Annotated in this window: 19 protein-coding genes; 11 read left to right on the top strand and 8 right to left on the bottom strand. The window is 42.9% G+C overall.

Features of this window, described 5'->3' with window-relative positions; genetic code table 11:
• Positions 1-36: 36 nt before the first annotated feature.
• The gene (gene moaA, locus V7K44_RS04435) at positions 37-1023 is read right to left on the bottom strand and encodes a GTP 3',8-cyclase MoaA (RefSeq protein ID WP_334929007.1); all 987 of its coding nucleotides are present in this window, start codon (positions 1021-1023) and stop codon (positions 37-39) included.
• A gap of 162 nt (positions 1024-1185) precedes the next feature.
• Here moaA and V7K44_RS04430 point away from each other — a divergent pair, with 162 nt between their 5' ends.
• Positions 1186-2217 (top strand): hypothetical protein, encoded by a 1032-nt coding sequence (locus V7K44_RS04430; RefSeq protein WP_334929005.1) that lies wholly within the window; start codon positions 1186-1188, stop codon positions 2215-2217.
• Between the two features lie 56 nt (positions 2218-2273).
• Here the strand turns inward: V7K44_RS04430 and V7K44_RS04425 are convergent, their stop codons facing one another.
• Positions 2274-4613: a two-partner secretion domain-containing protein gene (locus V7K44_RS04425; RefSeq protein ID WP_334929004.1), complete on the bottom strand. Its 2340-nt coding sequence runs from the start codon at positions 4611-4613 to the stop codon at positions 2274-2276.
• Positions 4614-4857: 244 nt separating this feature from the next.
• On the bottom strand, positions 4858-5157 hold the full coding sequence (locus V7K44_RS04420; RefSeq protein WP_334929002.1) for a hypothetical protein: 300 nt from the start codon (positions 5155-5157) through the stop codon (positions 4858-4860).
• 378 nt (positions 5158-5535) lie between these two features.
• Between V7K44_RS04420 and V7K44_RS04415 the strand changes: the two genes are divergently transcribed.
• Positions 5536-5709 (top strand): hypothetical protein, encoded by a 174-nt coding sequence (locus V7K44_RS04415; RefSeq protein WP_334929000.1) that lies wholly within the window; start codon positions 5536-5538, stop codon positions 5707-5709.
• Positions 5710-6074: 365 nt separating this feature from the next.
• Here V7K44_RS04415 and V7K44_RS04410 read toward each other — a convergent pair whose 3' ends face one another.
• The 4 genes from V7K44_RS04410 to V7K44_RS04395 form a co-directional block, all read right to left on the bottom strand.
• Entirely contained in the window at positions 6075-6491 is a 417-nt protein-coding gene (locus V7K44_RS04410; protein ID WP_334928998.1) for a hypothetical protein, read from the bottom strand.
• 174 nt (positions 6492-6665) lie between these two features.
• Positions 6666-9128, bottom strand: coding sequence for a two-partner secretion domain-containing protein (locus V7K44_RS04405; protein WP_334928996.1), 2463 nt, complete (start codon positions 9126-9128; stop codon positions 6666-6668).
• 168 nt (positions 9129-9296) lie between these two features.
• On the bottom strand, positions 9297-9623 hold the full coding sequence (locus V7K44_RS04400; protein ID WP_334928994.1) for a hypothetical protein: 327 nt from the start codon (positions 9621-9623) through the stop codon (positions 9297-9299).
• A 331-nt stretch (positions 9624-9954) separates the two neighbouring features.
• The gene (locus V7K44_RS04395; RefSeq protein ID WP_334928993.1) at positions 9955-10782 is read right to left on the bottom strand and encodes a carbohydrate ABC transporter permease; all 828 of its coding nucleotides are present in this window, start codon (positions 10780-10782) and stop codon (positions 9955-9957) included.
• Between the two features lie 181 nt (positions 10783-10963).
• Between V7K44_RS04395 and V7K44_RS04390 the strand changes: the two genes are divergently transcribed.
• From V7K44_RS04390 to folE, 5 genes are all read left to right on the top strand, one after another.
• On the top strand, positions 10964-11662 hold the full coding sequence (locus tag V7K44_RS04390; RefSeq protein WP_334896515.1) for an aldehyde oxygenase (deformylating): 699 nt from the start codon (positions 10964-10966) through the stop codon (positions 11660-11662).
• Between the two features lie 141 nt (positions 11663-11803).
• Positions 11804-12823, top strand: coding sequence for a long-chain acyl-[acyl-carrier-protein] reductase (locus tag V7K44_RS04385; RefSeq protein WP_334818000.1), 1020 nt, complete (start codon positions 11804-11806; stop codon positions 12821-12823).
• A gap of 135 nt (positions 12824-12958) precedes the next feature.
• Positions 12959-13939, top strand: a complete 981-nt coding sequence (locus V7K44_RS04380) for an acetyl-CoA carboxylase carboxyltransferase subunit alpha (protein ID WP_104907940.1) — start codon at positions 12959-12961, stop codon at positions 13937-13939.
• 355 nt (positions 13940-14294) lie between these two features.
• On the top strand, positions 14295-15020 hold the full coding sequence (locus V7K44_RS04375) for an SDR family oxidoreductase (protein WP_334928990.1): 726 nt from the start codon (positions 14295-14297) through the stop codon (positions 15018-15020).
• 115 nt (positions 15021-15135) lie between these two features.
• Positions 15136-15843 carry a GTP cyclohydrolase I FolE gene (folE, locus tag V7K44_RS04370; protein WP_334928988.1) on the top strand — a complete coding sequence of 236 codons (708 nt, stop codon included), beginning with the start codon at positions 15136-15138 and terminating at the stop codon, positions 15841-15843.
• Positions 15844-15921: 78 nt separating this feature from the next.
• Here folE and V7K44_RS04365 read toward each other — a convergent pair whose 3' ends face one another.
• Positions 15922-16551, bottom strand: a complete 630-nt coding sequence (locus V7K44_RS04365; RefSeq protein WP_334928986.1) for a phosphoribosylanthranilate isomerase — start codon at positions 16549-16551, stop codon at positions 15922-15924.
• Between the two features lie 121 nt (positions 16552-16672).
• Between V7K44_RS04365 and psaK the strand changes: the two genes are divergently transcribed.
• From psaK to V7K44_RS04345, 4 genes are all read left to right on the top strand, one after another.
• Positions 16673-16927, top strand: a complete 255-nt coding sequence (psaK, locus tag V7K44_RS04360; RefSeq protein ID WP_322672169.1) for a photosystem I reaction center subunit PsaK — start codon at positions 16673-16675, stop codon at positions 16925-16927.
• 323 nt (positions 16928-17250) lie between these two features.
• A complete protein-coding gene (locus V7K44_RS04355) occupies positions 17251-18447 on the top strand; it encodes a site-2 protease family protein (RefSeq protein WP_334928983.1) in 1197 nt (398 codons plus the stop codon).
• Between the two features lie 257 nt (positions 18448-18704).
• Positions 18705-20075, top strand: a complete 1371-nt coding sequence (gene der, locus V7K44_RS04350) for a ribosome biogenesis GTPase Der (protein ID WP_334928981.1) — start codon at positions 18705-18707, stop codon at positions 20073-20075.
• Positions 20076-20269: 194 nt separating this feature from the next.
• The gene (locus tag V7K44_RS04345; RefSeq protein ID WP_334695429.1) at positions 20270-21187 is read left to right on the top strand and encodes an energy-coupling factor transporter transmembrane component T family protein; all 918 of its coding nucleotides are present in this window, start codon (positions 20270-20272) and stop codon (positions 21185-21187) included.
• Positions 21188-21233 lie beyond the last annotated feature (46 nt).

Genomic DNA, 21233 nt, shown 5'->3' with positions numbered 1-21233 from the left:
GTCCTTAGTTATTTGCAAAGGGCAAATGACCAATTACTATCCGCCAATTTGTGACATGGTACGGGTGTATATACCTGAAATGCCAGAATCGCGTTCTTTAAAGTTAATTTCTGGCTTATTTGCGAGTAAATGTCTGACCTGCTCTTGTAATTGAGCAGTGCTGACACCAGAACGCAGAGCAGTTTTTAAATCTATTTGACCAGTTTCATTTAATAAACAGGGACGCAGCCACCCATCAGCACTCAGGCGCATCCGATTACAACGATCGCAAAAACATTCTGACATTTGACTAATAAATCCTAGTGTCCCCTTCGCACCAGGAATTTGAAAGACATCGGCAGGCCCTGCACCACGAACTTGTGATTCTGTCAAGCCCCAGCGATCGCGAATCTGTCCTCGTAAATCGGCTGAAGATACCCAACCGCGATCGCCAAACAAATGCACATTCCCAATGGGCATAAATTCAATAAATCGAACGTGCCACTGTTTATCAATTGTCAGGGCGGCTAAATCGAGAACTTCGTGGTCATTAACGCCAGGAATCACCACCACATTCAGCTTCAGGGGGTCGAATCCAACTTGATGGGCAGCTTGAATCCCCTGCCAAACTTGTTGCCAACGAGAACGCCCCTGATTACCAATAATTTGGTCAAAAATGTCGGGATCGAGAGAGTCCAGACTAATATTAATTCGTCGCAAACCAGCATTATAAAGGTTTTGTGCCATCGGAGCCAGCAAAAAACCGTTAGTTGTCATTGAGAGGTCTTGAGTTTGGGGTAAAGTTGCGATCGCACCTACCAAATCTACCACACGCGGACGCAATAAGGGTTCTCCCCCAGTCAAACGAAATCGGGTAAAGCCTACTGGAATAAATACCTCTTGAATTAAGGTGAGTAATTCCTCATCACTCAATAACTGTTGCTTGAGAATATAATCCAGTTCTACTCCCTCTGGCATACAGTACTGACAACGAAAATTGCAGCGATCGATTAAGCTAATGCGGAGGTAGTCTACCTGGTTCATCGTTTTATTTTTATTGTCTCTGATTAATTAAAGACTTCACAAAGGTGGTTTACCCCTTCCTACTATCTTTGTTGTAACTCAAAATACCGTACTCCCCCTTAAGTATGAGTCCACAGATTGTGGCATAATAAGCCGATCGCATCCACTAGTTAGTCATCAATCGTGCAAGATACCGACACCATCAACGACCTTGCTGCTGCTTTACTACAGCCAGCCGATATCAGCTTTGAACTGCCCGATCCAGAAGATGAACAGATTCTAGAGTCAGATTTTCAAGAGCAGCTAGAAATAGCTTGGCAGGTATGCGATCGCTTTGATTTGCAAACCGAAATCTGGCGGGGGCGAATTTTACGGGCGATCCGCGACAGAGAAAAAGTGGGTGGTGACGGCCGCGGTACTGGCTTTTTGCGATGGCTAAAAGAGCGGGAAATCAGCAAAAGTCAAGCATACTCCTGGATTCAACTGGCGAATAGTGCCGATACTCTCATTGAAGACGGTAAACTTGACCCCGGATCTGTGAACAACTTCAGTAAACGGGCATTTGTCGAAACCTCCAAAGCAGTCCCAGAAGTACAACAAATGGTGAGTGAAGCTGCCCAAAAAGGCGATCGCATCACTAGGCGAGAAGTGCGTCAACTCAGCGATGAATGGACAGCCATGTCCTCAGACTTATTACCCGAATCAGTTAAAGAAAAAGCAGCAGATAACACCCTTCCCCCCCGCTACATCGCCCCTCTGGTGAAGGAAATGGAAAAACTGCCAGAATCCCATCAAAAGTTTATCCAAAAGGAAATAGCTGCCAATCCTGATGTGGATACCCTGAAACAGGTAACTACTGAAGCGCGTAACTTGGCGAAATATCTGAAAGGGGCGGCTCAAGTTCAGGCGCTGACGCAGGAAAATGTTGATATTGAAACAGCTTTAGAAGAAGCGCAAAGAGTCGGCTGTTTAAGCATTGCTGCTGATTTGGTAAATCAGGCATCGCAAATTGAACAAACGATCGCTAAATTGTACATGACTTGGAAACGGATCGGTAATTTAGCAGATCGATTATATGTAGATACTGGCGCAAGTACACCCAATTTGCGATCGCTCCTCACTTGCTTGGAACCTCTGGGTGGTGAAATCATGGAGTTGCAACTTAGTGGTGCGACTGAACACACTGTTCGTCTGCAAATTCAGGAGACGAATTAGAGAATAGGTGATCGCGCTTGACTGCAAAGTTACGAAATATCGCCATATCTCAATTTTTAATGAGCAGCGCAAGATTTAGCGTTGAGTGAGGAGGTATGGGGCGATTCTGTGGGTACTTGAGCAACCAGAACTACGTTCCCATTGGCATCCATTACCCAGCCTTGGGCTTCTACAATTTGAGTAGGTTCATTGACAGAATTAACTTTCTGTGATTTTTCTTTTGTGTTTCGCTGCGCCTGAACAATGGCTCTTTTCTGAATACCGCCAGCACGATTATGACTCTCTGGAGGGAGCGCGATCCAATCTGCTAGCACTGCATCATCAGCTATCAATGGCTGTGTGGGATCGGCTACTAGTCCTCCACGTCCAGTGGTAATAAATGAACTTCTTGCTATTTTTCCACCAGTACTACAACTAGCAACAATTTGCTGCGAAGCATCAACCAGATTTACGGGTAGTTCTACTAATCCTTTACTGGGGTCAGCATCTGGTGAGTTGATTTGTACTGTACCGTTTAATGAAGGGTTTTGCTGAGAAAATGCCGTGATGTCACTTGTTGGCAGCTTACTTGGCTGTAGTTGCCCTGGATCTTCAGTATTTAACAGTTTCACTAAGTCTGTACGAGTGCGTGGCACAAACCCAAAGATACTTTTAGCGTTGATTGTAACTTTACCACCAGAGCCAGAGTTGGCGTTGGCAGTGATATCGCTATTTTCTAAGGGAGCGGCAACAAGGAAGCCATTTGGTGCTTTGATGGTGATATTACCGCCATCTCCATCACCTCCGGCATTAGTGGATATTTGACTATTGCGGTGCATCAGTAATAAATCCCGCACCTGTAGCGCAATATTTCCGCCTTTACCTGATTCTTCACTATTAGATATGAGTTTTCCTTCGTTGTCGAGCAAGATGGAGCGAGCGGTTACATTGATTTCGCCTGATGTTCTTCCTTGGTTGCGTCCATCTCCTAAAACGCTCACGTTTATTTCAGCTTTATCACGGACAATCAATTTTCCTGTAGTAATTGTCACTTTCCCAGACTCGCCAAGACCGAAAGTTGTAGCAGACAAGATGCTAGGGAAACCTTCTGCTGTGCTTCCAATTAACTCTACGGACTCCAAGGCGTTCACCGTCAAGTTTCCTCCTTTTCCTGTAGCTGATATTACTTGTGAGTTCTGTAAAGTTCCACTAGAATCTGCTGATATCTCTGCTCCATCTTGAATAAGCAATCTTCCAGTTTTGATCGTTATGTCACCGGCCTTCCCGTCAGCGCCGGTTGTACTAAACAATGTACTAACAACAGTCTGATTATCTGGTCTGATAAGGCTACCAATCACCTCTACAGATTCAAAGGCGTTTACGATCAAATTCCCTGCCGCACCTTCGCCTATAGTAGAAGTACCTATTTGTGCGCCATCTCTAACAATTAATTTCCTAGCGTTAATTGTTAAATCTTTGCCAGCTATATTACCCGTAGTCTGACTTACTAAGCGCACAGGATAACCAATTAGTTCTACTGTTCTGCCCTGCACCTGGATATTGCCGCCACCATTACCATTAGTCTTTACAACAGATGGAATCTCTGAATCGTCATTAGTTTGCCTCTGAATTAGTCGAATGTCTTGGAAATCTTGGACACCTTTATATCCCAAGACCCAAGCTTGGTCTGTTGAATTCAAACTGACCAAACTATTGCCAGCAACACTTCCTAGCTCTATTCGTCCCGACTCTGCTGTTAAACTTCCGCCCTTTAGAGTTATCTCACCGCCCAAAAGTGCCAAGGTTTTGCCAGGCTGCACTTGTAAACCAACGGTTATAGGAGAACTTGCACCATTTGATCTTACTTGGTAGGACGATTGATTGAGGATGGGATTAGCAGTTGCTCCAAATTGTAAACCAATGGGAACACTTACTCTCAGCAGAGGTACGCTTTTGGGATCTGTAGCACTAAACTGAGTACTATCGGCAAAGTTCAGACTACTCGCCGTACTCGCAACAAATGAACCACCGATGTTTAAAGAAGCATTGGGACCAAAAATAATCCCATTAGGATTAATTAGAAACAGGTTGGCTTTGTATTGAGCTTTAATCATGCCTTGAATATTAGAAGCAGACTTCCCCGTTACTCGGCTAATAATATTCTCAACACTTTCAGCATTTCTAAACTCAGCAGTAGTCTCATTACGTACAGAAAACTCTTTAAAACTGTGGAACAAGTAGCTTCCTATTGAAGTTCCACCTTCAATAATTGTAGTATTGCCCTGTGGTATAACTTGAGAAGCAGGAGATAGAGTATCATCCGGGATAATTTGAGCAATAACAGAGTTTCCAGGGAAAGCTATTGCACCAGCTATTGCAACTCCTAAACTTTTTAACAAAATCCAAAGATTACTCATACAGGATATTGCACCGCTCAAAAGTACTACCAGTTAATGAACAATGGTTACACTTTACCTACATTAAAAAATGAGACTTCAGTAACCAATGAAAGTTGTGTCATGCTGAGTAAAACGTAGTAGTTTGATAAAAATCTCCCAGCAAAACAATAGGGGTTATAGCCCAATATATTCAGTTAAGAACTCAAACATAAATTTGCATAGGTTGGGTAGAGCAGCAGCGAAACACAACTTACAATTATTATTAACTGTTATGGGGAGGCTTGCACTTCACACAAATGTCACCTTCAAGGCAGCATGTCGCTAATACAATATGTTTGCCAGGAATTAAGAATGAACAGTTCGTATCATTCAATTGAGTTTTAGTTAGATTAATACTGCATTCAATTTTCAAGGCATTCTTTTTTGAAATACCGTACTTTTCTAGTACCTTAGTTAGTTTTGAGTTCTGGATTATCTCGCGCATTTCCTGCCGAATCTCGTCTTGTAACTGCTCTAACGTTTGAGAATCCAGAGATGCTTGCTGTGAAGTTTGAGATTCCATGAATTTTACTTTCCTTGCATAGTGGTAAATGTGTGAAATTATCTTGTGATGTACTAAATTAACGAGACTTTAATTAGTACAGTTTGGCAACGAAGGAATCAAGGATACATAGTCTAGAGTGGTACGAAACCATTAGGTTTCTAAAGCTCTTGCGAATTCCGATAATTATGACTTCAGCTTGACTAGTTATAATTACGCATTGTGTTACAAAACTTCATATATTTATGTTGTATTTCCTTAAAGCATTCATAAATCTGGCTACTGACCATTGATCACTCAAGAGAATTGAGTAATTAATACCTCCTCAAGTCTCACACTCTGCTTAGGGTTTGGATAAGCTCACAAGCTTTATTAAGGCGATCGCTTATATAAAGTTCATTGCGAATCAGTGATCGCACTCACACTTATTTGAGTAAAAAAAGCGATCGCTTATATAAAGTTTATTGCAAAGAAGCGATGTCTACGACGGGCTATGCTAACGCACCACACCTGAGTTTAATAGAAGGAGCGATCGCTTGTATGAAGGTCATTGCAAAGAAGCGATCACACTAATACCTGAGTTTAGTAGAAGGTGCGATCGCTGGTGTGAAGTTCATAGCGAATCAGCGATCTCTACGACGGGCTACGCCAACCTACCACACCTGATTTGAGTAGAAGGAGCAATCGCTTGTATGAAGGTCATTGCGAAGAAGCGATCGTACGACATCTAAGTTTAGTAGAAGGGACGATCGCTTGTATGAAGGGGATTGCAAAGGAGCGATGTCTACGAAGGGTTACACCAACGCACCACAGATGAGTTTAGTAGAAGGTGCGATCGCTTGTATAAAAGTTAAGGTAAAGTTCGCGATCATCAACAAACCCTAGTTTTTTGACGATGCTTGACTTTCAAGACGGTCGCTACAAAAATAAAATACTGACTAACATGAGGATGAGCAAGGACAAACACCTCTACAAGGACACCAGCAACTTGATTGTGATAGTAAGGTATGTATTTGACCTGGAATTGATAAGAATAATTCATTAACTTGTTGGTTGCCAACAGCATCTCTATCTTGAATTTGAGATGGGTAGATACTGTAATTAAATTTCAAGATATTATCTCTTGATACACTATAGTTTTGATCCGTTACTCGGCTAATAATGTTCTGAATATATGGCGCGTTCTTGCATTTAGCATATTGAATAATTTTGATCTTGTTCTGTGTGGTACTACCAAAATTATTAGGTAGATTACCGCCCTGGTTAATTTGAGCAATAGTAGAGTTTCCAGAAAAAATTATTGCACCACCGATTACGATTCCTAAACCTTTAGCCCAATTCCATATCTTACTCATACTTGTATTGCACCTTTTCAAAGAAGTGATAGTTACTGAACAGCAGGGAATCTTTAGCAATCCTAAATAGGATACATCGAAAATGGTAATTATATGTTTTGCTGTTTACCTAAATTTATTAAAATTGTACATTTGTAAAAAATATATGGTAAGGACAATCAACAAAGTCAAATTTTAATTAGCAATGCAAGATGTAGCGACGAGCGAGGAGTTATGAGGCGATGCAGTGGGTACTTGAGCAACCAGAACCACGTTTCCATTGGCATCCACTACCCAGCCTTGGGCTTCTACAATTTGAGTAGGTTCATTGACAGAATTAACTTTCTGTGATTTTTCTTCTGTGTTTCCCTGCGCCTGAATAACCACTCTTTTCTGAATACCACCAGCACGAATCTGACTCTCTGGAGGTAGGGCGATCCAATCTGCTAGCACAGCATCATCAGCTATCAATGGCTCCGTGGGATCGGCTTGTATTCCTCCACGCCCAGTAGTAACAAATGAACTTCTTCCTATTTTTCCACCAGAACTACAACCAGCAACAATTTGCTGGGAAGCATCAACCAGATTTACAGGTAGTTCCACTAATCCTTTACTGGGGTCAGCATCTGGTGAATTGATTTGTACAGTGCCACTTAATGAAGGGTTTTGCTGAGAAAATGCAGTGATGTCACTTGTTAGTATGTTATTCGGGTTTATATCTTTTGGATCAAATCTCTCCACCTCTGCACGGGTGCGTGACACAAACCCAAAGGTATTCTTAGCAGCGATCGCAATTTTACCACCAGAACCAAAGTTGGCGTTGGCTGTAATATCGCTATTTCCGAAAGGAGTGGCGACGAGAAAGCCATTAGGTGCATTGATGGTGATATTACCGCCAGTTTTATCACCTCCGGCATTAGTAGATATTTGACTGTTTCGACGCATTAGCAATAAGTCCCGCACCTGTATCCCAATGTCACCACCCTTACCTGACTCACTATTAGATGTGAGTTTTCCTTTATCCAGCAGGATGGAATGAGCGCTTATATTGAGTTCACCTGCTAGACCTAAATTGGGTACACCCCCTTGATAGTTAACATTTTTTCGAGCTTCACTGCTTACAGTTATTGCTGCCCCATCTTTGATAATCAATTGCCCTGTAGTTAGGGTCAAGTTGCCGCCATTTCCAGTCCCTTGAGTGCCAGCAAACAAGCTACTGAGCCTAGAACCATTTACTGAGGTTCCCATTAATTCTACGGACTCAGAGGCGTTCACTGTCAAATCTCCTCCATTTCCTGTAGCTGGTATAAATTGGTTAGAAAAACGCCCAAGTATACCCTCAGAACTTGTTGATATTGCTGCCCCTCCCTCAATACGTAACTTTCCAGTATTAATTATTATGCTGCCAGCATTTTGAGCGCCATAAGTTCCACTAAATAATCCACTGGATATTAAATCACTACCATCTGGCAAAGGAGAAATGGGGATACCTGCAATTAGTTCTACGGAATCTGAGGCGTTGATGGTCAATTGCCCCGCCAATCCCGACCCAAGATTGAACATTACAACTTGCGCTCCATCTTTGACAATCAAATTCCTGGTAGTGATATTTATATCTCCAGAGTTTCCAGTGTCGAGAGTTCCAGTAGACAAGAAGGCATTTAGTCCAAGTTCTACAGACTCGGAAGCATTCACTGTTAAATTTCCTCCTGGTTGCGCTCCCAAAGTAAGAACCAAAATTTGTGAACCGTCAGTTACCAGTACTCGTTGTCCTTGCAAATGGATATTACCGCCACCTTTGCCACTGGTATCTACAGTAGATGGAATCTCACTTTGCTGGGTGAGTTCGATGTTCTGAAAATTTTGAACACCTTCATATCCTAATGCCCAACCTTGATTCGTTGAACTCAGACCAACCAAACTATTGGCAGCAACACTTCCTAACTCAATTCTTCCCCCACTTGCCGTTAAATTTCCGCCCTCTAGTGTTATATCACCGCCTATAAGTGCTAGGGTTTTGCCTTGCTGCACCTGTAGACCAACACCTTGTCCGAAGGTATTAATTGCATTATTGGGACTTGCTTGGGATTGATTGCGGATAGGTCGAGCAGTTGTTCCGAATTGTAAACCTATAGGAACACTTTCTGTGAGTAGAGGTGCAGTTTGACCAGATGTAGCACTAAACTTTGTACCATCAGCAAAGTTCAAACTACTCGCCGTACTAGCCACAAATGAACCGCCGATATTTAAAGAAGCATTGCGTCCAAAAACAATGCCGTTAGGATTAATTAAAAATACGTTGGCTGTACCGTTAGCTTTGAGAATGCCATCTATATTAGAAACAGAATTGCCTGTCACCCGACTGATAATGTTCTGAATATCTATTGCATTGTTAAAATGGGCTGTCGTTCCCGCAGAGACAGAAAACTGTTCAAAGCTGTGAAACAAGTTTGTACCACGAACTGCTCCACCATCAATCTGGTCTATAGGCTGACCATCGATTAGCTTTGGTGTAATGATTGAACTTTCAGATCCAAGTGTGGCATCTTTTTGAATTTGAGCTAAGGCACAACTCTCAGCAAAAGTGAGTACTGTAGCAATTACTAAAGTACTCACTATTCCTAACTTCCAGTGGCAACTGCTTCGATTTTGAGACATTAAAAACTTGCGCTCAAAAAATAAGAGTTTATTAAAATACTGCTTTTTGCTAAGTAGTGATTTAATTACGTTGATGTTATCTCTGTAACCTAAATACTACATAAAAGCAAAGTTTAGTATTTTTACATTCACTAGAATAAACTCTTTGCAGTCCGAAGATAAAATTATTTAGCAGTTACAGCCTAAAGGGCTGCCAGTTGATGGGCAAGGTATACACAATGCTTTTTTAACTAACACAATTTCTGGTATTGAAGGTCTTGCAGTTTCTGCCAATAATGCATTGGGTTGCTGTTCATCAACTGCATTATCAGATTTGAGTTGATTGGGATCGAGATTACACTGCCAATGAATTCTCAAGACTCTATATTCTAATAAGCCGTACTTTTCAAGCACTGAGTGTAAGTCAGCGTTTTCTAAGCTTTGATCCATTTTCTGCTGAATCTCTTCTTGTAACTGCTGTAATATTTGAGGGTCTATAACTTGTTGAGAACTCATGAGTGTTTTCGTTCCTGACGGGATGTGTATAATTACTGCTTCAGTTTAGTTAGCAATGATTACGCTCAGTGTCATAAAAGTTCATAATTTTCCTGGGGGATTTTCTTTACAGCTATTTTTTAAGTAATACCAAGGGACTTCCAAATAAAAAAATATCCCAAAACTGAAGCAAAAATCCTCTCTATTTCTCTTCTCTCTGTGTTCTCTGCGGCTCTGTGGTTCATTTATTTGGATAATTTATTTATTGGAAGTCCCCAATTCAAATTATTTATTGTCGAGTGGGCATCTCGTCTAGTAACTAAAATCGGGCTTCCACTTACCGCCTTCCACACTAATTCTTAATCCCCGTCGCAGCTATACCCTGAAGAAATTGACGCTGACCGATGAGAAATAATACCATCACTGGAACTGTTGCTATTGTCACAGCTGCCATCATTAAGGGCCAATTATTCGTAAATTGCTCCTGAAACTCAGCCAACGCTAGTTGCACCGTCCTTAATTCTGGTCTTGTCGTAAATACCAAAGGCTTAAACAAATCATTCCACTCACCGATGAAGGTGAACAAAAACAGCGTCACCAATGCTGGACGGGCTAAAGGTAACATCACCCGCCACAAAATTTGCAGTCGGTTTGCCCCATCTATCGCTGCGGCTTCCTCTAACTCCACGGGAATTGTCTGGAAATACTGACGTAATAAAAAAATCCCAAATCCGCTAACCGCAGTGGGTAAAATCAGCGCCCAATATGTATTTATCAGGTGTCCCCACTTCAATACCAAAAAGATGGGAATCACCAATAACTGAAAGGGAATCACTAAAGTTGCTAAAACGACTAATAGCAATGCTTGCCGTCCCCGAAACTTCAACCGTGCTAGGGCGTAACCAGCCAAAGCAGAAGTGACAATCTGAAACGCCGTCACAGCGATCGCTACCAAGGTAGAATTAGCAAACGCCAGCAAAAATTTTCCTTGTTGCCACGCAACGCGGTAATTTGCTAAAGACCAGTTATTTTTGAACAAATTTTCTGGGCTGGCGGATGTCGGTGCAAAGGAGGTGAGAAAGACCACAAACAGCGGTAGTAGAACAATAAATGCCCCTAGCAGTAAGATTACTAGGCTCAAAAAATCACCAGATTTCACATTCGAGTTTGGTTTAAACATAACTTGAGCTGCAAAGCATTTATTTCGCTAGTACTAGAGCATTGCCCCCAGCAACCATTAATCTATAAACATAGTCTACTTGTTAAGTTAAATTAAACCACAGAGATTGTTACCCTCAGTTCATAGGGTAAATTCCAATCTTGGTGTCAAATAATTCAGGTTTACAGGAGTAAACATAACCATGCAGCAGCTTGCAGACCAATTTAAAGAATTAGATTTCAAGAGCGAAACATACAAAGATGCTTATAGCCGGATTAATGCGATCGTGATTGAAGGGGAACAAGAAGCCCATGAAAATTACATCACATTAGCCGAACTGCTGCCAGAATCTCATGATGAATTGATTCGCCTCTCCAAGATGGAAAGCCGACACAAAAAAGGATTTGAAGCTTGTGGGCGCAATTTGGATGTTACCCCAGATTTGCAATTTGCCAAGGAATTTTTCTCTGGATTACACCAGAATTTCCAAACAGCAGCAGCGGAAGGTAAGGTCGTCACTTGTCTGTTGATTCAGTCTTTGATTATCGAATGTTTTGCGATTGCAGCATATAACATTTACATCCCCGTCGCCGACGCTTTTGCCCGCAAAATCACGGAAGGAGTAGTAAAAGAAGAATATAGCCATCTCAACTTTGGAGAAGTTTGGTTGAAAGAACATTTCACAGAATCCAAAGCTGAACTTGAACTTGCAAATCGCCAGAACTTACCCATCGTCTGGAAAATGCTTAACAAAGTAGAGGGTGATGCTCACACAATGGCAATGGAAAAAGATGCTTTGGTAGAAGACTTTATGATTCAATACGGTGAAGCATTAAGTAACATAGGCTTCACGACTCGCGATATCATGCGCTTGTCAGCCTACGGACTCATAGCCGCTTAAATAGAGTGCTGAGTAACGAGTGCTGAGTGCTGAGTAGTTCAAATTTATCAGAACTTCAGAACTCAGGACTTAGGACTCAGGACTGCTGAACCACTTAACATATTCCACGCCTCAAGACAGCACAAGCCTAATAATCACTACATGTTTGGTCTAATTGGACATCTGACTAGTTTAGAACACGCTCAATCGGTAGCTAAAGAATTGGGATACCCAGAATATGCCGATCAAGGGCTAGACTTTTGGTGCAGCGCCCCACCGCAAATTGTCGATACAATTATTGTCACCAGTGTAACTGGGCAAAAAATTGAAGGACGGTATGTAGAATCTTGCTTTTTGCCCGAGATGCTGGCCAGTAGGCGCATCAAAGCCGCGACACGGAAAATCCTCAACGCGATGGCTCACGCACAAAAGCATGGCATTAACATTACAGCTTTAGGCGGATTTTCCTCGATTATTTTTGAAAACTTTAAGTTAGACCAGTTTAGCCAAGTCCGCAACATTAAACTAGAGTTTGAACGCTTCACTACAGGAAACACACACACTGCCTACATTATTTGTAAGCAGGTGGAAGAAGCCTCAAAACAATTGGGAATCGATCTATCAAAAGCCACTGTTGCGATATGTGGGGCAACTGGGGATATTGGTAGTGCAGTTACCCGCTGGCTAGATGCGAAAACAGATGTCAAAGAGCTTTTGTTAATCGCCCGCGATCAAGAACGCCTCAAAGAACTGCAAGGCGAACTGGGGCGAGGAAAAATCATGGGTTTGACAGAAGCACTGCCTGAAGCTGATGTTGTAGTTTGGGTTGCGAGTATGCCCAGAGGCGTAGAAATTGACCCGACCACTTTGAAACAACCCTGTTTATTGATTGATGGTGGCTATCCTAAAAACTTAGCAACAAAAGTTCAGCATCCTGGTGTATACGTGTTAAATGGTGGGATTGTCGAGCATTCCCTGGATATTGACTGGAAAATTATGAAAATCGTCAATATGGACGTGCCAGCCCGCCAGTTGTTTGCTTGTTTTGCTGAATCAATGCTGCTGGAATTTGAGAAGTTATACACGAACTTTTCGTGGGGACGGAATCAGATTACCGTAGACAAAATGGAGCAGATTGGTAAGGTATCAGTGAAACATGGATTTAGACCTCTGCTGGTTTAGTCATTGGTCATTGGTTATTAGTCATTGGTCATTAGTCATTTGTGATTTGCACAAAGGACAAAGGACAAAGGACAACTGACAAAAGACAAAGGACAAAGGATAGATAACTTATAACTCGTACTTATAACCCCTACGATGGCAACTACCGAGCGTAAACCGCTACTGTTAGATTTTGAAAAGCCCCTAGCAGAACTCGCAACCCGAATCGATCAAATTCGGCAACTTGCAGAAGAAAATGGCGTCGATGTTTCTGGTCAAATTCGTCAACTAGAAGCACGCGCCATGCAACTACGTGAGGAAATTTTCACTAGTCTATCCCCGTCCCAGCGATTACAAGTCGCTCGTCATCCGCGTCGCCCTAGTACTCTCGATTACATTCAGGCAATTAGTGATGAATGGATGGAATTGCATGGCGATCGCTGTGGTGGTGACGATCCGGCTTTAGTTGGTGGTGTTGGTCGTCTGAGTGGGCAACCTGTGGTGATGTTGGGTCATCAAAAAGGACGCGATACTAAAGACAATATTGCCCGTAACTTTGGAATGCCTTATCCTGGCGGCTACCGTAAAGCCATGCGGTTAATGGAACACGCCAATAAATTTAGTATGCCGATACTAACTTTTATTGACACGCCAGGAGCTTGGTCTGGGGTAGAAGCAGAACACCAAGGTCAAGGAGAAGCGATCGCTTACAACTTACGGGAAATGTTCTGCTTGGATGTGCCAATTATCTGCACAGTTATCGGTGAAGGTGGTTCCGGTGGTGCCCTTGGTATTGGCGTAGGCGATCGCCTACTCATGTTTGAACACTCCGTTTATACCGTCGCTACCCCCGAAGCCTGCGCTGCCATTTTGTGGAAAGATGCTGGTAAGGCTCCCCAAGCCGCCGTGGCGCTAAAAATTATTTCCCACGACCTGAAAAAGTTGGGAATTATCGACCAAATACTACCTGAACCCACTGGTGGCGCTCATTCTGACCCCCTAAAAGCCGCTACCACTCTTAAGCAAGTGCTGATGGAAAATTTAGACGAACTCAATCGTTTAACCGCTCCAGAACGCCGCCAAATGCGCTATGAAAAATTCCGCAAAATTGGTGTTTTTACAGAAGTTGCCCACTAAAGCAACTCTATAACGATAGATTAGCAAAACAGCAATGCTATAATTGCCTATGTGCTTAAAGATTTTTAACAATCTAGCCATAGGCATTTGCATTTTTTGCAAATCTACTCAATTTGATTGAGTGGGTTTTGTATTATGTAAATAATCTAATTTGAATGTACGGCGTGGTTTTCCAGGCAAAAATTTGTTGTCTTCACTCCTAAAACCCACAAGGTGGGGACTATTGTGCTGCATCATAGCATTTGCCTAATGTAAATCATCATATTTTTAAATTCCTTTAATCTATCCAAACCGAGAAGTGTGAATAATGGGGTGGTAATAGGCTTTGGGAACTGCCAAAAAATTGGGAGACACTATGAGTGTTGAGCAAAAACGACGTGCCTTAATTACTGGGGCAAGTAGTGGAATTGGGAAAGCAACGGCTTTAGCCTTTGCGAAAGCGGGAATAGATGTCGCCTTAGTCAGCCGTTCTTTGGATAAGTTGGAGGCGGTAAGAGAAGCCGTAGAGCATACTGGGGTGGAAGCGAAAGCTTACGCTGTAGATTTAGCGCGACTCTCCGAAGTCAAAGAAAAGATCCAAGCGATCGCTCTTGACTTTGGTGATATAGACATTCTGGTAAACAGTGCGGGTCTTGCCTATACAGGCAGTTTGAGCGAAACTCCCCTAGAAGACTGGCAGCAAGTAATTAACTTGAATCTCACCAGCGTGTTTCAGTGCATTGTCGGGATTTTACCTTCAATGCGCGATCGGGGGACAGGCACAATTATCAACGTCGCCTCAATTGCTGCCAAGCAACCCTTTCCCGGTTGGGGAGCATACAGCGTCAGCAAAGCTGGTTTGATAGCCCTCTCTCAAACCCTGGCACAAGAAGAACGCACTCACGGCATTCGTGTCACAGCTATCTGTCCCGGTGCAGTCAATACCGAACTTTGGGATACAGAAACAGTCCATGTCAAGTTAGACCGTTCCAAAATGTTAACCCCGGAAATTGTAGCTCAGTCAATTCTCTACACAGTTCTGTTACCACAACAGGCAGTTATTGATGAATTGACCCTAATGCCCAGCGCTGGCGCACTCTAATTAGTCCTTGATCGTTTGTCTTTGTGCTTTTGCAAATGACCAATGACCAATGACTAATACTTCGGCTGCGCTCAGTACAAGTGACTAATGACAAAACCATAACCAAGACTGAATCATGACTATTGCTAGTTCCAACGGTTCCAATTGCTCTCAATCGCCTCTGATTCCCGACTTGGCAGAAGCCATAACTCCTAGACCCGATCGCAATACTCATAACGGGCGACAACCGGATGTGTTCCCGCCAACAGAGGAACAGATGGAGGAAATGAAAGACGCCGTGCGGACACTAATACTGGGAGTTGGTGAAGACCCAGAACGCGAAGGACTCCTAAAAACACCCAAACGAGTAGCTGAGGCAATGCGGTTTCTGACCAGTGGCTACAACCAATCCCTTGAAGAACTCGTTAACGATGCCATCTTTGATGAAGGGCATAGCGAGATGGTACTTGTCAGAGATATTAACTTCTTTAGTCTGTGCGAACACCACATGCTGCCATTTATGGGTAGAGCGCACGTTGCTTATATCCCCAACCAAAAAGTTGTTGGACTGAGTAAGCTGGCCCGGATTGTTGAGATGTATTCCCGTCGCTTACAAGTACAAGAGAGACTAACCCGCCAAATTGCCGAAGCAATCCAGACCATTTTGGAACCTCAAGGCGTTGCTGTAGTGATGGAAGCTAGCCACATGTGTATGGTTATGCGTGGCGTCCAGAAACCAGGTTCTTGGACTGTCACGAGCGCAATGCTTGGTGTATTTCAAGAAGACAACAAAACCCGCGAAGAATTTTTCAACTTGATTCGCCACCAAGCGGCGTTCTTTTAATAAATGGGGAGTGGGGTTAGGGGAGAGGTGACAGGTAACAGGTGATGGGGAATAATCTGTACCCTATTGCCTTCTTCACTACCTCCTCCCCAATTTCTCAAACAACTTGGCTACTTTATCTAAATCCTTATCTCCTGGTGTCCGTTCCACACCACTAGATAAATCAACGCCACTAGGATTAACCTGATTTAGAGCTTCCACAATATTATCGGCTGTTAGCCCTCCTGCTAAAAACCAAGGACAACTAGGGTTAAATTGTTCTAGGATCGTCCAATCTAAAGTTTTGCCTGTACCACCCAATTGTTGCGGATGGTAGGCGTCAAGTAGCAAAGTATCGACATCTTTGGTGTAATCAACCGCTGTGTCAAGATGCTCAAGACTACGAATTCTCAGGGCTTTAATAATTTCGACAGTGGGTAAAGCTTGACGTAACTGGTAGCAAAAATTTGGTGATTCATCCCCGTGTAACTGCACACCTGTCAACCCAGAATCAGCAACTATTTGACCGATCTCAGCGATACTAGCGTTGGCAAAAACCCCAATTGTGTCAATATTTTTCGGGAGTTCTGCCACTGCTGCCCGAATTTGGGATGTAGTCACGTAACGAGGTGAGTTTGGCACACAAATAAATCCTAGTGCCGTTGCGCCCAGAGAGGCGATCGCTATAGACTGCTCTGGTTGAGTGATGCCGCAAATCTTAACGCGCATGAATATTTAACAAATTTAAACTAATCATCAGAAAAGTCTAAACTATCTAAAAAACTTTTGGGCCTTGTAATTTTATAATCTTGTAGGTCTACATTAACTTTTCGATTCAGGAGACAAAAACTTGATTTCCTCTATTTTATTAGCAGCAGCTGAAACTGTTCCCGCAACACCTGCGTGGAATCCTACAGTAGGAATCATCATCAGCATCAGTAGCTTAGTAATAGTTTTACTAAGTACTAGGATTGAAAAACCCTTAGTTGGCCCCAAGTTCCCTATCCTGCCGATTAGTATTCCCACATTCGTTGCAGCGATGGCTTTTGGTCATATTATCGGCGTTGGCATTGTTTTAGGATTGACTAACATCGGTCGTCTATAGTTTTGTGATGACAGATGTGTTACTTGTAACCCCGCTATCAATGCAAAACTCCTAAAAATGATTTTGGGCAGGGGGTGAAGAAGGGAATAGGTTACAGGGTAAAGGGTATAAATTATTCCCTGTCACCTGTTACCTCTCACCTTTACCCTAACCTCATGCCCAATTCCAGAGTTTTGCTCACAGGCATTAATTGTCTATTCTAGAAATAAGGGCATTTCGTCACTCGTTACTACCGAATTGATGCTCAATATAAATGTGTATACGAATATGCGTAATATATCAGTATAAAAAGTACTAATTATATCTAGTTTTAGGGCAGTGTAATGCAAACAAATTGGAGAATTGGGTCATTATTTGGAATTCCCCTGTTTTTAGACCCGTTATGGTTTGTGATTTTAGGGTTGGCAACCCTGAATTTTGGAGTAGCTTATCAGGAATGGGGGTCTGTTATAGCTTGGAGTGCTGGAATAGTTATGGCACTGCTGCTATTTGGTTCGGTGTTGTTACATGAGTTGGGTCATAGCTTGGTAGCCCGATCGCAAGGCATTAGAGTTAATTCAATTACCCTATTTATGTTTGGCGGGATTGCTGCCATTGAAGAAGAATCTAAAACTCCTTTCAAAGCCTTTCAAGTTGCGATCGCTGGCCCTTTGGTGAGTATCATCCTATTTGTCCTGCTCCGTCTAGCAGCTTTTGTAATACCTGATACGAATCCCCTCAGTGTCATGGTTGGAGATTTAGCGAGAATTAACCTAGTGGTAGCTCTATTTAACCTGATTCCCGGCTTACCTCTAGATGGGGGACAAGTGTTAAAAGCAGCACTATGGCAAATCACAGGTAATCGTTTTCAAGCCGTACACTGGGCTGCAAGGGCTGGGCAAATATTGGGTTATGCTGCGATCGCTTTAGGGTTTGTTGTAGATTTTGTCACCAGAGAGTTAGTAGTTGGTTTGTGGATTGCACTGTTAGGTTGGTTTGCTGTCCGCAACGCTAACACCTATGACAATATGACTACATTGCAAGAAAGCCTACTCAAGGTGGTGGCGGCCGATGCGATGACCCGTGACTTTCGTGTAATTGATGCTGACCAGACATTGCGTTCCTTTGCCGATTTATACCTCTTAGAAACCAATCCCTCACAGGTTTATTTTGCTGCTTCTGATGGACGTTACCGGGGTCTAGTTTCCATTGACGATTTCCGTTTAACCCAAAGGGGTGAATGGGAAACCCAAACCTTGCACAGCATAGTGCATCCGCTGACAGAAATACCCAGCGTTGCAGAATCAACAACAATCGCTGAGGTAATTAACAAGCTAGAAAATGAGCAGTTACCTAGAATTACCGTCCTTTCTCCCGCTGGCGCTGTAGCTGGTGTAATTGATCGGGGGGATATTGTGCGATCGCTAGCACAAAAGTTAAATTTGCAGATAACTGATGCTGAAATTAAACGCATCAAGGAAGAAGGTAGCTATCCATCTGGGTTGCAACTGGGAGTAATCGCGAAATCAGCTACAAATTAAACGTCACATCCTCGTCATAGGTTTGCAATAGATACGTCAAGAGCGTGTGTGATATTGAATTTGGTATTTGGTTACAAAATGCTTTTTTTGGGTAAAAGGTAGGATTTCCTACCTTTTTTATTTTTAAAAGTATGGCATTACCAAACAGCCCATCGTAGATATCGCCTCAGATGATGGGGAAATTATTAAAACTTCAAGTTTAAACCGAGTAAAATGGAGGAACGTGATATACTACACCTCTCACTTACCCTGGTTTTATGGCACTGCCAATTGTTGCAATTATCGGACGCCCAAATGTGGGCAAATCCACCCTGGTTAATCGACTCGCCGGGGAACAAACGGCGATTGTCCATGATGAACCGGGAGTGACACGCGATCGCACTTATCTTCCAGCTTTCTGGAATGGTCGTGAATTTTTAGTGGTAGACACCGGTGGTTTAGTTTTTAATGATGATACCGAATTTTTACCACTGATTCGCCAACAGGCAATGACAGCCCTTGCAGAAGCTTGTGGGGCTATTTTTGTAGTCGATGGTCAAACAGGTCCCACCTCAGCAGATTTAGAAATCGCTGAATGGATGCGCCAACAACACGTACCTGTGCTATTAGCTGTAAATAAATGTGAATCCCCAGAACAAGGCTTAATGCAAGCTGCCGAATTTTGGGAATTGGGATTGGGCGAACCTTACCCCATCTCCGCGATTCATGGCAGTGGTACAGGAGAGTTACTCGACGAGTTAGTTAATCACATCCCTGCTATTGAAGACATTCCAGAAACGAATGAAATCAAAGTAGCAATTGTGGGACGCCCAAATGTGGGCAAATCCAGTTTACTCAATTCTTTTGTTGGGGAAGAAAGGGCGATCGTCAGCCCAATTTCTGGGACAACCCGCGATGCAATTGATACCGTCATTGAACGCGACGGACAAACTTATCGGTTGATTGACACCGCTGGTATTCGTAAAAAGAAACAAATCGAATACGGCACAGAATTCTTTAGTATTAACCGGGCTTTCAAAGCGATTCGTCGCGCTGACGTGGTTTTATTAGTAATTGATGCCGTAGATGGAGTCACAGAACAAGACCAAAAATTAGCCGGGCGGATTATCGACGAAGGTCGAGCTTGCATCATCGTGGTTAATAAGTGGGATGCTGTGGAAAAAGACTCTTACACAATTTACGACTACGAAAAAACTCTGCAATCACGGTTACATTTTACCGAATGGGCAGAAACAATTTTTGTGAGTGCCTTGTCAGGACAACGGGTAGAAAAGATTTTAGAATTGGTGAAAACGGCGGCTGAATCACACAAACGCCGTGTCAGCACATCAGTTATTAACGAAGTTTTAACAGATGCCGTGAGTTGGCATTCACCGCCAGCATCCCGTGGTGGGCGTCAAGGGAAGATTTATTATGGTACACAAGTAAGTAGCCAACCACCAACGATCGCTCTATTTGTCAACGACTCGAAACGCTTCAACGACAACTATCGTCGCTACATTGAACGGCAATTTCGTCAACAGCTAGGATTTAAAGGCACGCCAATTATTTTGCTGTGGCGGAGTAAGAAAGTCCGTGATGCCGAAAGTGGTAATGTTAATAGAGCAACTCGCGTCAAAATAAGTTAGGAGACGCGATGAATCGCGTCTGTACAAGAGAGATGCGATTAATTGCGTCTGTACAAGAGTTATGAGTTAAAGCCAAAATTGCTAACTACAGAACCCTATCGACTTGAGTTTGATAGCGGCACAAGGTAAAAGTTATGAGTTAAAGTCAAAACTCCTAACTCCTCACTCCTAACTCCTAACTCTATAACTCTAAAATGGATTTATTGCGATCGCTGCCACTTGGACTTTATTTAGAACAACCCCAAACTTGGCTACATAAAATCGATCCGCGAGTCAAGTTCGCTTGGTTGATGAGCTTTTTAACAAGCTATGTTTTAGCCAACAACTTTTGGCGGGTGCTGCTGGTGGTAGTATTGATTCTTGCCACCTTGATTGCCAGAATTCCTCGACGCGTATGGCAGCAGCAAATGGGTTGGTTATTAATGCTATCTTTTTTTGTGCTAGCGATCGCAGCCATCAGTCCTGATGGACTAGGTGTAGATTATCAGTCACGTCTGCCAGCTAATGAACAAATCTTAACCCAGCCAGCAAATTCTAATAATATTAAAGAGCCACCAGCCGAGAAAAAAGCATACAGCTATGTGCTATTTCACAAAGGCCCGGTTAAAGTAACTCGCTACTCATTGAGTTTGGCAGTACGTCTGAGTACACTTATATTTACCGTAATTTACAGCACCAACCTCTATCTGCTGACAACTGCACCAGAAGAAATCACATCTGGTATAGAAAGCCTAATGCAACCCTTGCGACGCTTTAAGTTGCCTGTCACAGAAATTGCTTTGACTTTAACCTTGTCCTTGCGCTTTATCCCCTTGGTTTTAGAAGAAGTGCAAAACTTATTTCGCTCCGTGATGACAAGGGCAATTAATTGGAAAAAGCTGGGATTAAAAGGAGCATTCAAGGTTTGGATGACAGTTGCAGAGAGGCTTTTGGAAAATCTGCTCTTACGAGCCGATCAAATGGCAAATGCTATGATGGTACGGGGTTTTACCAGTCCCAACGAGCATCGGGTGCAGTGGCACGACTTACGATTAAAAGGGCGTGACTGGCTGGCGATCGCAACTTTAATCTTATTCTGGGGAATACGACTAGCTATAGGAACTCAGGCGTAATTTTGCGCCGAGAAAATGGTAAGAGGCAATACAGCAGAATTCAGGA

The organism is Nostoc sp., assembly GCF_036917235.1.
Taxonomy (GTDB): domain Bacteria; phylum Cyanobacteriota; class Cyanobacteriia; order Cyanobacteriales; family Nostocaceae; genus Nostoc.
This window is presented reverse-complemented; position numbering and strand designations above follow the sequence as displayed.

Excerpts from the sequence above, each read along its gene's own strand:
- moaA (WP_334929007.1), bottom strand. The coding sequence starts at position 1,023 with ATGAACCAGGTAGACTACCTCCGCATTAGCTTAATCGATCGCTGCAAT.
- V7K44_RS04355 (WP_334928983.1), top strand. The coding sequence starts at position 17,251 with ATGCAAACAAATTGGAGAATTGGGTCATTATTTGGAATTCCCCTGTTT.
- folE (WP_334928988.1), top strand. The coding sequence starts at position 15,136 with ATGACTATTGCTAGTTCCAACGGTTCCAATTGCTCTCAATCGCCTCTG.
- V7K44_RS04420 (WP_334929002.1), bottom strand. The coding sequence starts at position 5,157 with ATGGAATCTCAAACTTCACAGCAAGCATCTCTGGATTCTCAAACGTTA.
- der (WP_334928981.1), top strand. The coding sequence starts at position 18,705 with ATGGCACTGCCAATTGTTGCAATTATCGGACGCCCAAATGTGGGCAAA.
- V7K44_RS04410 (WP_334928998.1), bottom strand. The coding sequence starts at position 6,491 with ATGAGTAAGATATGGAATTGGGCTAAAGGTTTAGGAATCGTAATCGGT.
- V7K44_RS04390 (WP_334896515.1), top strand. The coding sequence starts at position 10,964 with ATGCAGCAGCTTGCAGACCAATTTAAAGAATTAGATTTCAAGAGCGAA.
- V7K44_RS04345 (WP_334695429.1), top strand. The coding sequence starts at position 20,270 with ATGGATTTATTGCGATCGCTGCCACTTGGACTTTATTTAGAACAACCC.
- V7K44_RS04365 (WP_334928986.1), bottom strand. The coding sequence starts at position 16,551 with ATGCGCGTTAAGATTTGCGGCATCACTCAACCAGAGCAGTCTATAGCG.
- V7K44_RS04380 (WP_104907940.1), top strand. The coding sequence starts at position 12,959 with ATGGCAACTACCGAGCGTAAACCGCTACTGTTAGATTTTGAAAAGCCC.
- V7K44_RS04405 (WP_334928996.1), bottom strand. The coding sequence starts at position 9,128 with ATGTCTCAAAATCGAAGCAGTTGCCACTGGAAGTTAGGAATAGTGAGT.
- V7K44_RS04425 (WP_334929004.1), bottom strand. The coding sequence starts at position 4,613 with ATGAGTAATCTTTGGATTTTGTTAAAAAGTTTAGGAGTTGCAATAGCT.
- V7K44_RS04395 (WP_334928993.1), bottom strand. The coding sequence starts at position 10,782 with ATGTTTAAACCAAACTCGAATGTGAAATCTGGTGATTTTTTGAGCCTA.
- V7K44_RS04375 (WP_334928990.1), top strand. The coding sequence starts at position 14,295 with ATGAGTGTTGAGCAAAAACGACGTGCCTTAATTACTGGGGCAAGTAGT.
- V7K44_RS04400 (WP_334928994.1), bottom strand. The coding sequence starts at position 9,623 with ATGAGTTCTCAACAAGTTATAGACCCTCAAATATTACAGCAGTTACAA.
- V7K44_RS04385 (WP_334818000.1), top strand. The coding sequence starts at position 11,804 with ATGTTTGGTCTAATTGGACATCTGACTAGTTTAGAACACGCTCAATCG.